We start from the raw sequence: 14,655 nt of genomic DNA, 5'->3' as shown, positions 1-14,655 counted from the left end.
ATAAATGAACTGGCTGTGATCCACCCTCAAGTGATTTCAGCTCTGAGTAATCTGGCTGCCTCCATGGATGGAGCAAAATAACGATGCAAAGGAGGAACTGATGATTTTCTTTAAAAACCTGGTAGCCTTGTTAAGTACACTATTCCTGGTAATGGTCCTTGGCTGTTCAGACCCAGGACCGGCTGAACAGGCAGGAGAAAAGGTAGATGAAGCTGTCGAGTCTGTTGAAGAGGCTTTGGACCCGGCAGGTCCTGCTGAGAGAGCAGGAAGGACAATTGATGAAACAATTGAAGACTTGGGTGAAGCTTTGGAAGCTGAAACTGATGATTAACCCCAGCGGATATCATGACAAGCATCTCTAACAGAAAATAATCATTTTCTTGATTTTGCTTGATATTTCATTGCTGGCTAATGGTCTGAGAGGAAAACCCCCTCTTTAGCAAGGTCTTTTAAGGTGGGCAAAAACAACTTTTAAGGCATTACAGGAATCTGCCAGCCACAGGGTGGTGGCTGGCAGAAAAGTAATGAACAAATGAGCACAGAAAAAAGTCCTTCAATGCCAGAGTCACTTCTGGAACTGACCCTGGCCGCTGCATTCCAGCTGAGACTAAGGGGATAAACAATAGCAAAGCTTTCATGACCGCCCCATTTTTCTCAGTACGGATTAATGGTTAAAATCCCTCCCTGCCCTCCTTAAAACTGGACCGGGCATAACCCTTTCATAGCACAGGCATTTTTCAGCCCCCAGCTCCTAAAAATATCAGGCAGAATAACCCGGGGTGGATCAAAAAAAGCCGTTTGCAGTGAACAGGCAACAGCCTGGGTGTCCACTGCAAACGGTCTTTAGCTGGCATCAAGTTTATCAAAAGATATCACCAGGATTCCGGGGTCAGCCCTCTTGCACGCCCCTGGCAATACGGTCCCCGATTTCCTGGTCAATATTGCGCCAGTATTCCAGTGCCCGCTCCAGCACCGGTTCAGACACCCCGTTTTTAAGATGCCCAACCACGTTGGATACCAGGCGGTCACGCTGAGCATCGTCCATGACTTTACGGACCAGGGTTCCCGGCTGTACCCAGTCGTCATCGTCCTTGCGTTTGGCATAGGCCGCACGGACAAAGTCTCCACTGGCACTCCACACGGCCTGCTCAGGATACCGCTCTGAATCTGCCTTGGGTCCACCCTTGGAGTTGGGGGCATAAACCGGATCGCTGACGTTCTGGACACGCATGGCACCGCCCTTGCTGTAGCTGTGCACCGGGCACTTGGGCCGGTTCACCGGGATCTGCTTAAAGTTGACTCCAAGACGGGCCCGATGGGCATCGGCATAGGAAAACAGGCGGGCCTGAAGCATCTTGTCCGGGCTGGGACCGATTCCGGGGACAAAACTGTTGGGCTCAAAAGCTGCCTGTTCAACCTCAGTATGAAAATCGTCTGGATTACGGTTCAGGGTCAGCCGTCCAACCTCATGCAGCGGATAATCACCCTGGGGCCAGACTTTGGTCAGATCAAAAGGATTAAAGCGGTAATTCTCAGCCTCGGCAAAAGGCATGATCTGTACCTTAAGAGTCCAGCTGGGATAATCCCCACGCTTGATGGCTTCAAACAGATCCCTGCGGTGGTAGTCGGCATCTTCACCAGCAATCCGGTCAGCCTCTTCCTGGCCAATAAACTCAATGCCCTGGTCGGTCTTGAAATGGTATTTGACCCAGAAGCGCTCGCCCTTGGCATTGACCCACATGTAAGTGTGGCTGGTATAGCCGTTCATATGCCGGTAACTTCTGGGAACCCCCCGGTCGCCCATGAGAATGGTCACCTGATGAGCAGTCTCCGGAGACAGGGTCCAGAAGTCCCATTGCATGTCATTGTCCCGGAGTCCGTTATCTGCACGGCGCTTCTGTGAATGAATAAAATGCTGGAATTTCATGGGGTCGCGGACAAAAAACACCGGAGTATTGTTCCCCACCATGTCATAGTTGCCCTGACTGGTGTAGAATTTCAGCGCAAAACCGCGCACATCACGCCAGGTATCTGGGCTGCCGCTCTCACCAGCCACCGTGGAAAACCGGGCCAAGACATCGGTCTTTGCCCCGGGCTGAAAAAGAACCGCCTTGGTGTAGGCGCTCACGTCCTGAGTGACCTCAAAAGATCCAAATGCCCCTGAACCCTTGGCATGAGGCTGGCGGTCCGGAATCATCTCCCGGTTGAAGTTGGCCATCTGCTCAAGGAGGTAATGGTCCTGGAGCAGGATAGGGCCGTCCGGTCCCACTGTCAGAGAAAATTCATCACTGGATACTGGCATGCCGGCATCATTGGTTGTGGGTTTCAGCTTGTTGTCTTTCATGTTGATTGCTCCTTTCATTTTTTTGACCTGCAGACAATTGCCTCTTTAAAGAATGGGCAACTAAGCCACCAGGACCTGCAAGTTACCCTGAAGAAAACCTGCCTGCCCCGAGAACTTGCCTGCTGGCTCATGAAGTTATAAATGATCCTCTTCTACTGCTTATATTTATAAGTCATTTCATCAGAAAAAGGCAAGGGCTTTTAAATACAGGCCCGGAAGGCAGGTCCAGTATACCAGCGGCCTGGATTAATCTAGCCTGAACAGGCCCGGCCAAGTATGCTGTGGGCCATACGGATATGAGGAATGTCCTTCCAGGAAAGACCAAGGAGTCCGGCACCGTACGAGTCCACGGCTACCGGGTCCAGTCCGGCCACCATCCTCTGCACCGGGGGATCACAGGTTCTGCCGCCAAGGTGGTATTCAGCCATACCCACTGAAGCATCTATTATGGACAGGTGGTGCTTTGATCAAGTTTGCCTCATTCCTGTAACTCCTGAACATTAGTTTAATATTAAATAAACCTGGGTTTATATTTCAGGAACTAGTTTTAGTGTTCATAGTTCATCTGTGACAGGATTATCATTACATCTTCCATACATCTATCTGATTTTATGAGATTAATTATCCAGAGCAATGCAAGCATTATTGCTGGCACACCACTTGCCTATGCCTTCAGCAGCAACACAACAACACGCACAGGAGGAAGGCATGCATACAACAAGCAAAATAATTATTCTCTTGATTCTTATAGTATTTATTGTCCTTGCCATATCAGGTTGTGGAGGCATGCATGCAGCCAGGACAGCCATTGAAAACAGGGAAATGTCCCTGGAAGTGGTCAATGAAGATCCGCTCATGATCCAGGGGGAACAAGGCAGATCCGTACATGTCATAATCAATGATCAGGACCTTGGAGTCGCTGATGAAATCCGGAGGGGAATGGAACAGCAGCTTATTAAAAAAGGCTATGTTGTTTCTGACGTTGAACAGGCTGATATGATCTGCATGTATATGCTGCATCCGGACCAGGACAGTAAAACAGCCAGGGAGATTCACGGTCCTGGTGACATGGGTGCCATAGCCGGAGCCACCGGCGGGTTCTGGGCTGGAGCCAGAAGAGGCAAAGTGGGGGAAGCCCTGGCAGGTGGCCTGATCGGTGCGCTTGTCGGCGGGGCAACTGACCTGACCAGTTCCATGGTCAGTGTGGACAGTATCAGCATCAGAGTTGATTATCAGGTTGTTCAGGCCGACTTGGTTGAGAGCAGGCCTGAATCAGACGAAGTTGGTGAAAGGACTTCCCTTGATTCCAGGAGTGATAGCGGAACCTTTTATGTGCAGGCCAGAAAAAGAGGACTGACCTGGGAAGAAGCCAGAAAAGATCTGGTCAAAAGCATCATCAGCACTGCAGGAGGGATGTTTTTCTGATTAGGCAGGAACGCCTGTTCATAAAAACAGCCTGGTTTTTATTGATATATTTTAAAAATATTATTATTCACTCAGTATTTTATTATTTTTTCATCCAGAACCTGGGATATTTCAAGTTTGAATCCATAATATGATCCAGACCATATTGGAGAAGTCATGCCCTATTATCTGTCCTTCCAGTATTCAGCCATTCAAAAGACCATTCTGCGTCATCACCGTTTGTGGTGGATGGCTGGAACCAGTCTGACCTTATCCAGGTTGAATGAAATTGATCTGCCGGATATTGCCGGGAAAAACCGGGGTAAGGTGCTTGTTGCCGGAGGCGGAAAGTTTACGGTCAAGTTTGAGGCGCAGCAGGATGCCCAGCAATGTCTTGAAGAGACAAAAAAGCTGGTTGCTACCACCCTTCCCATGCTTGAATTTCAGGCCTGCCTGGGAGAGGGTGATAATTTGAAACAGGCCTGGGAAAAGGGTAAAAACGATTCTCCTGGACTGCGCGAGCAAATCCAGAGCCAGAAGGCCGGCTTCAGGGGATATGGACTGACTTTCAATCCTCATCTTCAAAGATGTGATGAGTGCGGAGAATATCCGGCTGTTGCAGGAAAAGGCATTTCTCAAGGAGAAAAAAAGCCCGAAATCTGTTCATTATGTTATGAAATGGGGTCAGCTTCTAGAATTGACAAAAACAGCCTGACTGGGAACATGACCACCCTGGAAAAAATATACTCCAGGTATTTTGAGAAAAAGCAAGAGCACCTGCCTGCAGAGATTCCCGCCAATTTTGAAGATCTCTTTCAAAAGAGCGATAATGAAGATAAGGGCCGCAAGCGCATGGCAGTCTGGGCCTCGGACATCAACAACATGAATGACAAGGTTCCGGTCTGGCTGGCTCAGGATGAAGATAAGATCAAAGAGACCTTTGATGAGGTTAAGCAGATTTTTATTGATAGTACGGTTAACGCACTGATAAACACCGGCTTTTCTCCAGTCTCCAGGGATAATGGGAAGAAATACCTGCCATTCAGGATAATAGTGGCTGGAGGCGATGATCTCTGCCTGGTCATGGATGAAAAATATGTCCTGGACTTTGCAACAAACCTTTCAAAGGCGGTCAATGAAGCATTGGCTGGTTTGGCTGATGATCATCCTTTGAATATATCTTGGATTGAAGCTCGCAAGTCTGATATCAGAAAGAGAGATCCTCAAAGAATGATCAAACCAACAGAACCTTACGGATTCGGAGCCTCTTTTGTTGTTACTCCGGTGCATTCCCCTTTTTCCAGGCTACACGCCCTGGGCGAGCTGCTGATGAACGAAGCCAAAGAAAAAACCGGGCGCAAGGCCAACAGTGTCAATTGGAGAATTATCGGGGATGAGGCGGATGTCAGCTCCGAGCTGCTCAAGTTTGAAAAACCGGTGTTTATTGAGCCTGGGAGTGAGCGGCCTGCGGACTGGTCAGGGCTGGATCTTTCTGATTACCAGGCATTGTGCGCCAGGCACAAATTGAGCAACTCTCAGGTTCAACAGCTTGCAGCCTGGCTTTTTGCGTACTCTGGTCAGCCCGATGCACTTGAAAAACAGATCATAAAGCGGGCCTCGTCCGAACATGACAAGAACTACTCCTGTCTGCTTCTGGAAGAAAAGTTCAGGGAAAAATCAGCAGATAATGGGCCGGGCAAGTTAATTCCGGCCAGACTGGCCACATTTCTGGAACTTATGAGCCTGCCGGGGAGTAAAAGAAATGAATAGCAAACTATTTTATATTCAGGGGAAGCTTAAGGTCCGGGCCAGGGGATACTGGTTCACCGGAGGCGGAGCCAAAGGCCCTTTTGGGTATTATCCTCATTTAAAGGATGAAAACGGGCTGCCGGTTTATCCGGACACCCAGGTCAAAGGTGACCTGCGCATGGCTGCCGAGTGGTTGAAAAGTCTTGGGCACTGCACTGACAAGGACCTGGTTACCAGGGTTTTCGGACGAGAAAATGATTCAGCTTCGTCTCTGCTGTACCTGAGCGACCTTGAGTTGACCAGTCAGGACAGGACAGTCCATCCTGCGGATATTTTCCAGGTCAAGCCCAGGATCAAAATTGATGAAAACACAGGAACTGTTCAGAAAAATATGCTGGTCAACAGGGAGATGGCTTTTTTAGAAGGCAGGGTCCTTGAATCTGAGCTTTTCCTGGGACTTTTCCGGGAACCGGAAGAAATGGAAAAAGCTAAAGACCTGCTTGACAGGGCAGTCAAGCTTTTAAGCGGGTTCGGGGCCTTCAGGTCCAGAGGATATGGCATGGGCAGGCTCAGAATTGAATGGAGTGATCCAGAAGAAATATCCTTTTCTTCATTTGAACAGGACATACCTGACAAGCTGAATGTTGTTTATCAGACCAGGACCCATTTAAGGAGCAAGCCCATTGGCCAGGGCTCAGCCCAGACAGTGGAGGGTCTTGATTATATTACCCCGGAACAGTTCAGGGCCTGGTTTGTTAAGGCGTATTATCAGCTCTTCGGATCATGGCCTTCCCTGGAAGACATGGGCATGCTCAGTTTTTCCGCCCTTTGTCCGGCCTGGTTTGATGAGCAGTCCAAATCAGCGCCTCAGGCGGGCTTTATCCCTCCCATGACCACCCTGCGCAGGCAGAAAGTTGATGTGGACAGCTGGGAGGTTAAGGATGTTTTTAACCACAAGCAGGACCATAAGGACATGGTAGCTGATCCTGACGATGACAGCGGGCTGTATTATGGAAAGCAAAAGACCATGGCCAGGGGATGGTATGTGACCGGAGAAGAAAAACCATCGGCCTACAGAATCAGAATAATGGCCAGATCCAGAAACAGCATGGATGACAAGTTTACAACAACAGAAAACGGGCTCTTTGTGCAGGAATATATCAGCCGGGGAACCAGGTTCAGCTGCACTGTCTCCATAACCAGGCCGGAGTCTGATTTTGGGGGCAAAGCATATTTTATAATTAAAAACATCCCTGTCCTGATCAAGGGATGTGTCTTTGAAGCTGGAAAAATTACTCCTGATAAACAGACAGATGCAGCTTCTGAACAGCCAGGCCCTTTCCTGGTAACCAGGCCCATTGCCTTTAATGATAATTTTATGAGCCAGAATTCAAATTCAATAAAATTGTCCAGTGTTGCCGGTTATAATTCCACCCTGAAAAGAGCAAGACGCAACAGGATATCCATAATGCCCGGATCGGTTTTGAATAGAGAAGAGTCAGGGCATACCATGGCTTGGGCCGGTTTTGGGAATCAAGTTGAATACAACAAGCCTGAACCTCCGCCCAACAATGGCAGAGACCATGGCAGGCAGCCATCCGAAAATAAATATTTTCTCTCTGGATTGGAAAAAACACTCACTGTCAAGAGCATGTCCAGATCCCAGGCAGGCTTTCTGCGCAGCCTGCTGGAACTGGATAATGAAAGGATCAACAATATCCTTAATGAGCGCGGTGAAAAGTTTCAGGACAAGGATAACGACCTGAAAATCATCTACAAAAGCATTACTGACAAAAAAACTTTTGAAGAGAAAAAAGCTCATATCCAGGCCATTTTAGAACATATGCAGGTTCTTTGGTGGAAAGATAAACAAAAAAGGATGCAGGATGAATGTAATAAATAACGCATTTTACGCCCTGAAGATCAGAGTTCAGTTCAGGCTGCAGACTCCTCTAAGCCTTAAGTCCGGCTATGAAGGAGATCTGGCTGATTCCAGCATTGAGAAAACACCTGACAATAAAATGCTGCATATCAACGGTTATGTCTGGGCCTCTCTCATGCGCAGGTCGCTTATGCAAAGCGGGCAAGAAGAACTTGCCAGGCTGGTCGGCTCTTATCCGGATGATGAAGCAAACGAAACTGGCGTGTCTCCGGTATGGTGCAGTCCCGGCTTTTGTGATCTAAAGGCACTGGACATCAGGCCCGGCAACAGGATTGACCGCAAATACGGCACAGTGGCTGCAAAGGCTTTGTATTCTGAAGAACTGGTTTCGCCAGGCATTGAACCTTGTCTGAATGCGGTTATTTTCTGTGAAGACAAAAATAAGGCAGAAGAATGGGCAAGGTCTCTGCCGGATGCTCTGGCAATAATAGATGCCGGCCTGGAAACCATCGGCGGAAACTGGTCCTATGGCCTGGGCCGTCTTGCTCCCCTGAATTTCATGACCAGGACATTGAACCTCACAAATGAACATGATCTTGACCTGCTGTGGAGTCAGGATGTTGAAAAATGGGATGAGAATAAAGCCTGGGAAGAGCTGTCCAGCAAGTCCAGACTGGTCAAAGGCAAATGGAGCAGACTTAGAGTTAAAGCCAGGGTAGCGGATGGTCAGCTTCTGGCTGTATCCACTCAGGCTCCGCCTCTGGAGTTTGATCTGGAAAAATATGGACTGGCAAAAAACTCCAAACTGCCGGATACCTTTGTGTACCAGGAAAAACAGGTCATAAGCGGCAGACCTGAATCCAGGTACATAATTCCGGGTAAGGCCTTTCGTCAGGCAGTTCTGTCCAGGGAACTGGAGCGAAGGCTGCGCAGCCAGGGAGAACAGATCTGTTATGGTGATCAAAAGTCCTCAAATAATGATCAAGAGTCCTCAAAAAGATGCGACTGCACAAGGTGCCGGTGGTTCGGCAATACTGAATGGAGGGGTCTGGTATCAGTGTCAGACGCGGAAGTTATTGACCCTGATATTGCCATACTCAACAGGATTCAGCTCTGCGAACACTCCATGCAGAACATGAATCTCTTTTCCGGAGCATATCTGAAGCAGGGGGAGTTTGAACTGGACATAATTGTGGATATGAGCCGGAATCAAGCAGAAGGAAGAGAAGCCTACCAGGCCATAAAGGCTTTATGTGAAGAAATGAAGCCTGAAGGTTCAGCCCCACCCGGCTGGTATCGCCTGGGCAAAACATCCACATGTACTGGCCAGATTGAGATATTTGAAATTATTGAGGAAAAACCGGAGCAAAGCCATGAGTAATCAGTACAGGCAGGGATATTTTAATTTCATCTCCCGGGAAATACCTGTGCAGGACTATTCTTTTCCTGATCCTGCCGGCTGGGATGACGGATTTGTTGCCTATTCAGCCCGGGAGGAAAGGCTGGGCGATTTTTTAAAAAATAATGCTGTTCTCAGCTGCGGTCATGTCAGTCAGAAAGATGGGTACATAATGGAAGTGAACTTCTGGAGAGAAAAAAACAGCGTCCTGGAGGAAGTATGCATTGAACGCCTGGATGGTTCTGTTCTGGAGCAGAGATGGACACTGGAGATTGAGCCTGCTCCGGAAAAGGCAAACTGTTTTTTCAGAGATGTTGAAACAATGGTTCGCAACGGTACAGAATCAGGCATATTTTCAGGCGCTATGGATTGCGTCGAGGTTATCCAGCCGGATATCAGGATGCATGTATTCATGAGCAGGAGGACTGAGCATGGCTAAGAAGGGTTTAGATCTCGGACCCCTGGGGTCAATGGGGGCTAAGGTTAAAGACAGCAAGGGTAAAGTCATCAATACTCCCAGCCAGAACAACAAATCAGGCAAAAAAAAATCTGGTAAGGGGCCTGGGAAAAAACCATTTAAGGCTCATGGCGGGCCTAATAAAAGCAACAAGACTACGCCTTATTCCTTTATTCCCAGACCTGGATACAAGACTGCTGAACCTGCAAGTCACGCAAGATTATTCAAAGACAGATGTGATATTGCTTTTGAGGTTGAATGGACTCTTGTAACACCGGCAGCACTTAACCCTTGCACTGACAATTCTGAGTATTCATCCATGCCCAGTGACAACAAAGATGAATATTGCGGTTATAACAAGCGCTGGCTTATGCTGGGCGGCAGGTTCGCCATCAGCCCGTTCACGGTCAAGTCTGCTGTTGCCAATGGTTTTGTCAACCTCATGGGCGGGTGCTACCGGGTTATAACAAAAGAAGAAGGCCATCCTGAAAAGCTTAAGTTGTCAGGAAATTATCCATATAATGGAGGATGGAAAAGATACAGGGTTAATATGGATCATTCCAGGCCTGGAATAATAACAGCAATTAAAGAAGCTGAAGATGGATCCAGAAAAATTTCTGTGCAGCCTGTGCAGGAATTTTACATGGATTATCCCAATCCGGGCATTCCCCTGGAAAAGAATGGAACCTGCTACGCCTCTTTGGAGGACAGAGGTCCGTATAGACCTGCCCTCATCAAGTCTCTGGCAGCTTCCAGGGATGCGGTGCATACTAGTAAAGTTCAATATCATGGACCATATCGCTACGGTATGGATCTGCAAAAAGGTCCTGGAGAGGGCAAAAAGCATCATCACCGTTTCTTTAATGAAAAAGGGGCAACCCTCGAAGGGATCATACCCAGGGAAAACTTTTTTTCCTATAGAAAGATGAAGAAAATGGTTTATATGGGCGGCATGAAGCCGGAAAAAACCAATTTCCCTGCTCATGATCCCTGGTATGAAGACCTTGGCGTTCTTAAGCCGGGTGATTTTGTTTATTATCAGGATTTTGGCGGCAGAATCACCAATGTGGGTAAAAACTTTCAGTTCAAGGCCCTGTTTTTTCATGAAGATGCTGTCCCTGATAGTCAGAAGCTCTGCAGAAATGTAGAATCCCTTTGTCCCAGATGCTCTCTGTTTGGAATGAATGACGAAACCGAATCAGATAGGTCTGGAAAAGATCGTGCTGTGGGTCTGAAGGGCCGGTTTAAAGCTGCAGCCCTGATTAGTAATCAAAAGGTATTCCTTTCAGACAAACCAATGTATATCAATCAGCCGGTCAAGGCCAAACTCAATAAATGGATTGAAGAGCATGGCAATGAAGTGGCTTCGCAGGCTCTCCTGCCCATACTAGGGCCGCCCAAACCCAACAAGCGGGATAAAGACGGCTATTTCAGCAAGGAATCCGGGAAAATTAAAGGAGCCAAGATTTATAAGCATTTCAATTTGTCAGGATATGATGAAAATACCTTCAGGGCATCAAATCACAGGATGGAAAAACTGGATTACAGCAATAAACTGCGCAATTACGCTCAGGTCTGCAACCCTGGTCTTATTTTTTCCGGGGTGCTGGGAGTGGAAAACTGTTCAGTTAAGGAAGCCGCCGCCCTGATGATCCTTCTGGAGCACTCCATTGCCAAACATGGCTTCAAACTTGGTCTTGGAAAAGCTCTGGGCATGGGCAGTGCTACTTCCAGAATCAAGGCCGTCTGGATAAGAAAGCCTGACGATTATACCTGGCAAAAGATTGAAGTTGATCACACTAATCTTGTTGAAGAAGCTGGAAAACTTTTGTCCGGCCTTAAAAAAGAAGTGCATGATATGCGCACAAAACATAACAAGCTTCACCAGTTGGACACCAATAAGCTTCCAGATGCAAAACATTTTGGTTTCCCGAAGGAAGGATCGCATTACTGGAAAAACTGCAGACCTTGATCTGACAGCTTTGATCATGTCCACTTTCATTCCCTTTTTCAACCTTAAGCTTACTTTCAGGCTTGATGGCCGGGTCATTCTTCCAGTATTTACCGGCCCGGCCTGGAGCGCGGTTATCCGGCGCGGGCTGAAAAGATATCTGCCGCCGGACTTTTCCCAGGCCAATGCCGGGGTCATGCCTGTACCGTTCAGTCCCGGTCCTGGTCCAAATACCATTCACCTGGGCCTAATATTACCTGAAGTGCTGGCCAGGCCGGTCCTGGAGATGCTCTGGGATTTCAATTCTCTCGGCGGTTCAGGATATCTCCGGCCAGGCATAAATATCCATCTGGTCCAGGCTCAGTGCCAGGTTAGCTCGGCTGTAATCCTTGAGCATAGCAAACACGATATTTTATGGCAGCCTGAGCTGGCCAGACCTGTAACCCCGGAGGTTCTGGAACCTAGAATTGCTGAACTTCAGCATTGGAAAGGTTTGAACCTGAAACTTATTACTCCCCTAAGAACACCAAGGCCTGCTGGAGCAAAAGAAGATGGACACCGCTACTGCGATCCGGATTATTTTCATGATCCAACTAATGATCTCTGTCTGGGCCATCTGGCAGGCAAGGTCAGATACCTGGACCTGGAGCAGGAATTGCTGCAGGTAATTGAAAGCGGACCTGTATTATCCGGGTCTGAGCTGAACTGGACAGACATTCCTTATGGCCGGGGAATCCCCAAAACTTTGGGCGGGGTAACAGGAAAACTCACGTTCACAGGCCGTCTATCCAGACGTCAGGCCCTGGCTCTGGCCCTGGGAGAACATACAGGACTGGGTAAAAACGGATCGTTCGGACTTGGTTTTTATAGACTGCAGCCCTATTCATAAACTTTATGCCTGGTCCAGCCGGAAAGGAGAATAACATGCCTGGCTCCAAAGCTGCTCACAATGCTCAAAAAGCCTGTCCCAGACACCCTGTATCTGGTAGAACCGGACCAGGCATGCGCACTGGCATAGTGTTTGTTCTGGGAGGCTTTTTTCTGGCCTCTCTGGTTATGGCTCTGCCTGAACTGGCAGTGATTTCTTTTCTGCTGTTCGGAGCATCTGTCATCTGGTTGCATGGCCCGGAATCAGAACAGGGCCAGGGTTCTTGTTCTTCAGTCGGTCATTATTTTGAAAGCCTGAACAGCAGTATTCATGACAACTGTTACTCGTTTGAGCAAAGAAGCCTGGCTGGAAGTGTGCATGGTGCATGGCCGCCGGGCTTTAGGATCATACCTGGGCATGACCTTGACCACATGAGGCTCACTGACTCTTTTGCTGACTCCACCAGGGTTGATTCCCTTGATCATGATGACTGCATGCAGGCAGGGGTTAATCCGGCTACAGGCCTGCCCATGATGGGCTGTGTTGATGTTCACGGCAACCCTTACGGAACAGGTGAGTCCTTTCACAGCTCTTTTTCGACCAGCCAGGCCGGCTTTGATGACATGTTCAGCAATGACTTTATCCATGATGATCCTTTTGATAGTTTCAGCAATTCATTTTCAGATTCATGTGGTTTTGAATCAAGCCTGAGTAATGACTGGCACAATCCTTTTGACGACTGAACCACAATGATTTGATCCTGAATCCATTAAAACAGGATTCAGGATTAGACCATCCAGCCCCAAAAATCAGATCTTCGGACCAGCATCATAAGCACAACCCTGTCTCCAACTTTCAGGCAGAATCTGTCCTCTCAAGCTGTCAACCATGGTTTGTTTCTACTACAACTTTGGTTGAAAAATGGCTGACTGCAGCAACAGGTGCTCATCACTCATCTATCCTCAACATATTGTAATGATAACAAATAAATTATATATTACGTCCTGGCGCGCCCTTTGCAACTGATGCATCCAGCCTGACAAACAATCTACCTGATCAGGGAGGAAGGATGCAGAGAACTTATGTGCTTGAATATGGGACTTATCTGCGCAAGGTCTCAGACAGTCTTGAGTTGCGTAAAAAAGACAAGGTCTTATGCCAGATCCCACTGAACGGCCTGAAGCAGCTTACCCTGGTCGGGGGCGTGTCTCTGAGCTCTCCAGTCATGGATCTTCTGGCCAGAAACAGGATTGAAACCATCATTTTAGGCCGAAACTGGGATTTCAAGGCCAGGTTCATGGTTGATGAGCACAAGCATGTTGCCCGGCGCATGGCCCAGTACTACAAAATGGGCAATCCTGACTTTGCGCTCAGAGCGGCCAGGGTCCTGGTCCGCTCCAAGCTTGAAAACGCATCCTCGTTTTTGTCCATCAGGGGCAGGAATTATCAGGATGAGGAACTGCATGCTGCCGGGGCAAAGATCAGCTCACTGGCAGAGGCTCTGGAGTCGAGAAAGAGCATTGAGCAAGTCCGGGCCGTTGAAGGACAGGCCAGTAAAGTGTATTTTGCCATGTTTCCCAGGTTGCTCAGGAATAAAAGTTTTTCATTCAACGGCAGAAATAGAAGACCTCCCCTTGACCCGGTCAATGCTATGCTCTCCTATGTGTACACTATGCTGATCATGGAAACTCTGACCATGATTACAGCTGCCGGACTTGATCCATATCTCGGTTCTCTGCATGCTTTGGAAAGGGGCAGACCTTCTCTGGCCTGTGACCTGGTGGAGGAATGGCGGACTTTTCTGGGCGATCGTATGGTCCTGGGCCTGATCAACAGGCGCCAGCTCAAAAAATCCGACTTTACCATTCGCAGCGCAAATCAGCCAGGCAAGTATCAGAAGGAGGATAGATCCCTGCCTGTTGAAATGAAGAAGCATGCCACCAGGAAATTGATTGACCGATATGAAAAATGGATGGCCACCAGGGCCATTTGTCCAGTCACTAGTGAAGAAACCGATTACCGGGGACTGATGCGCCGGCGGATCTGGAAGTTCTGCCGCTGGATTGAGGGGCGGGAACGCAGTTTTGAGCCTGGCTTGTGGTTTGTGGAGAAATAACATGTTCTACCTGGTCTGCTTTGACATATCCGATGACAGGGCAAGGTACAAAGCCGGGAGAATGTTAAAAGGCTTTGGCTACCGGGTCCAGAAATCGGTTTATGAATGTCCAAATATGAACAAAAGCAAGTTGATCAAGCTGAAGCACAAACTTGAAGAACTTATTGATCAGGAGAAAGATACAGTCAGGTTTTACCAGTTATGTAAAGAGTGTCTGGGTGTGTTTGATTCTTCCGGAAATGGTGAACAGCCGAGAATCAAAGACTTTTTTGTGGTTTGAGCCGTGCCTGTATCATCGGACAGAGGTTTTATCATTTTACCTGTTTTATGCGCAAGACATTGAAATAAGATGGGATGCAGACAAGCAGGTCTGACGAATTATTTTACCTGATATTATGAGGTGTTGCAGGGTAGTGCTTTTTCAAAACTTCATTTCCGGGTGTTACCGGGTCAGGATCTGCCGGGAAAGCCTGATCAGGGCTTGC

13 protein-coding genes are annotated in these 14,655 nt (G+C 48.1%); 11 read left to right on the top strand and 2 right to left on the bottom strand.

The window, feature by feature from the left end:
• The first annotated feature begins 100 nt into the window (after positions 1–100).
• The gene (locus tag P771_RS0114665) at positions 101–331 is read left to right on the top strand and encodes a hypothetical protein (protein WP_035244783.1); all 231 of its coding nucleotides are present in this window, start codon (positions 101–103) and stop codon (positions 329–331) included.
• Between the two features lie 558 nt (positions 332–889).
• On the opposite strand, the gene P771_RS0114655 is transcribed toward P771_RS0114665, so the two are convergent.
• Both P771_RS0114655 and P771_RS18925 read right to left on the bottom strand, forming a co-directional pair.
• Entirely contained in the window at positions 890–2,344 is a 1,455-nt protein-coding gene (locus tag P771_RS0114655; protein ID WP_028575723.1) for a catalase, read from the bottom strand.
• A gap of 251 nt (positions 2,345–2,595) precedes the next feature.
• Complete coding sequence (locus P771_RS18925; RefSeq protein WP_153304083.1) at positions 2,596–2,772, bottom strand: hypothetical protein; 177 nt, start codon at positions 2,770–2,772, stop codon at positions 2,596–2,598.
• 280 nt (positions 2,773–3,052) lie between these two features.
• Between P771_RS18925 and traT the strand changes: the two genes are divergently transcribed.
• From traT to cas2, 10 genes are all read left to right on the top strand, one after another.
• On the top strand, positions 3,053–3,769 hold the full coding sequence (traT, locus tag P771_RS0114645) for a complement resistance protein TraT (protein ID WP_028575722.1): 717 nt from the start codon (positions 3,053–3,055) through the stop codon (positions 3,767–3,769).
• 156 nt (positions 3,770–3,925) lie between these two features.
• A complete protein-coding gene (locus P771_RS0114635) occupies positions 3,926–5,518 on the top strand; it encodes a hypothetical protein (RefSeq protein WP_028575721.1) in 1,593 nt (530 codons plus the stop codon).
• Positions 5,511–7,400, top strand: a complete 1,890-nt coding sequence (locus tag P771_RS0114630; protein ID WP_028575720.1) for an RAMP superfamily CRISPR-associated protein — start codon at positions 5,511–5,513, stop codon at positions 7,398–7,400. Before P771_RS0114635 ends, P771_RS0114630 begins: the two co-directional genes overlap by 8 nt.
• Positions 7,384–8,760: an RAMP superfamily CRISPR-associated protein gene (locus P771_RS0114625; RefSeq protein ID WP_028575719.1), complete on the top strand. Its 1,377-nt coding sequence runs from the start codon at positions 7,384–7,386 to the stop codon at positions 8,758–8,760. Before P771_RS0114630 ends, P771_RS0114625 begins: the two co-directional genes overlap by 17 nt.
• Positions 8,753–9,217 (top strand): hypothetical protein, encoded by a 465-nt coding sequence (locus P771_RS0114620; protein ID WP_028575718.1) that lies wholly within the window; start codon positions 8,753–8,755, stop codon positions 9,215–9,217. Before P771_RS0114625 ends, P771_RS0114620 begins: the two co-directional genes overlap by 8 nt.
• Positions 9,210–11,207, top strand: a complete 1,998-nt coding sequence (locus P771_RS0114615; RefSeq protein WP_028575717.1) for a hypothetical protein — start codon at positions 9,210–9,212, stop codon at positions 11,205–11,207. The genes P771_RS0114620 and P771_RS0114615 overlap by 8 nt, the downstream gene beginning before the upstream one ends.
• A 16-nt stretch (positions 11,208–11,223) precedes the next feature.
• On the top strand, positions 11,224–12,075 hold the full coding sequence (locus tag P771_RS0114610) for a hypothetical protein (RefSeq protein WP_028575716.1): 852 nt from the start codon (positions 11,224–11,226) through the stop codon (positions 12,073–12,075).
• Between the two features lie 35 nt (positions 12,076–12,110).
• Positions 12,111–12,797, top strand: a complete 687-nt coding sequence (locus tag P771_RS0114605; RefSeq protein ID WP_028575715.1) for a hypothetical protein — start codon at positions 12,111–12,113, stop codon at positions 12,795–12,797.
• Between the two features lie 326 nt (positions 12,798–13,123).
• Positions 13,124–14,170: a CRISPR-associated endonuclease Cas1 gene (gene cas1 / locus P771_RS0114600; RefSeq protein ID WP_028575714.1), complete on the top strand. Its 1,047-nt coding sequence runs from the start codon at positions 13,124–13,126 to the stop codon at positions 14,168–14,170.
• Position 14,171: 1 nt separating this feature from the next.
• On the top strand, positions 14,172–14,450 hold the full coding sequence (gene cas2 / locus P771_RS0114595) for a CRISPR-associated endonuclease Cas2 (RefSeq protein WP_028575713.1): 279 nt from the start codon (positions 14,172–14,174) through the stop codon (positions 14,448–14,450).
• Positions 14,451–14,655: the final 205 nt, after the last annotated feature.

Source organism: Desulfonatronovibrio hydrogenovorans DSM 9292 (assembly GCF_000686525.1).
GTDB lineage: Bacteria > Desulfobacterota > Desulfovibrionia > Desulfovibrionales > Desulfonatronovibrionaceae > Desulfonatronovibrio > Desulfonatronovibrio hydrogenovorans.
Note: the sequence above shows the minus strand (reverse complement) of the source record. Positions and strands in the feature narration are given on the sequence as shown.

Bases quoted from the DNA above. Each gene is read 5' to 3' on its own strand.
- P771_RS0114665 (WP_035244783.1), top strand. From the start codon at position 101: ATGATTTTCTTTAAAAACCTGGTAGCCTTGTTAAGTACACTATTCCTG.
- P771_RS0114655 (WP_028575723.1), bottom strand. From the start codon at position 2,344: ATGAAAGACAACAAGCTGAAACCCACAACCAATGATGCCGGCATGCCA.
- P771_RS18925 (WP_153304083.1), bottom strand. From the start codon at position 2,772: ATGGCTGAATACCACCTTGGCGGCAGAACCTGTGATCCCCCGGTGCAG.
- traT (WP_028575722.1), top strand. From the start codon at position 3,053: ATGCATACAACAAGCAAAATAATTATTCTCTTGATTCTTATAGTATTT.
- P771_RS0114635 (WP_028575721.1), top strand. From the start codon at position 3,926: ATGCCCTATTATCTGTCCTTCCAGTATTCAGCCATTCAAAAGACCATT.
- P771_RS0114630 (WP_028575720.1), top strand. From the start codon at position 5,511: ATGAATAGCAAACTATTTTATATTCAGGGGAAGCTTAAGGTCCGGGCC.
- P771_RS0114625 (WP_028575719.1), top strand. From the start codon at position 7,384: ATGAATGTAATAAATAACGCATTTTACGCCCTGAAGATCAGAGTTCAG.
- P771_RS0114620 (WP_028575718.1), top strand. From the start codon at position 8,753: ATGAGTAATCAGTACAGGCAGGGATATTTTAATTTCATCTCCCGGGAA.
- P771_RS0114615 (WP_028575717.1), top strand. From the start codon at position 9,210: ATGGCTAAGAAGGGTTTAGATCTCGGACCCCTGGGGTCAATGGGGGCT.
- P771_RS0114610 (WP_028575716.1), top strand. From the start codon at position 11,224: ATGTCCACTTTCATTCCCTTTTTCAACCTTAAGCTTACTTTCAGGCTT.
- P771_RS0114605 (WP_028575715.1), top strand. From the start codon at position 12,111: ATGCCTGGCTCCAAAGCTGCTCACAATGCTCAAAAAGCCTGTCCCAGA.
- cas1 (WP_028575714.1), top strand. From the start codon at position 13,124: ATGCAGAGAACTTATGTGCTTGAATATGGGACTTATCTGCGCAAGGTC.
- cas2 (WP_028575713.1), top strand. From the start codon at position 14,172: ATGTTCTACCTGGTCTGCTTTGACATATCCGATGACAGGGCAAGGTAC.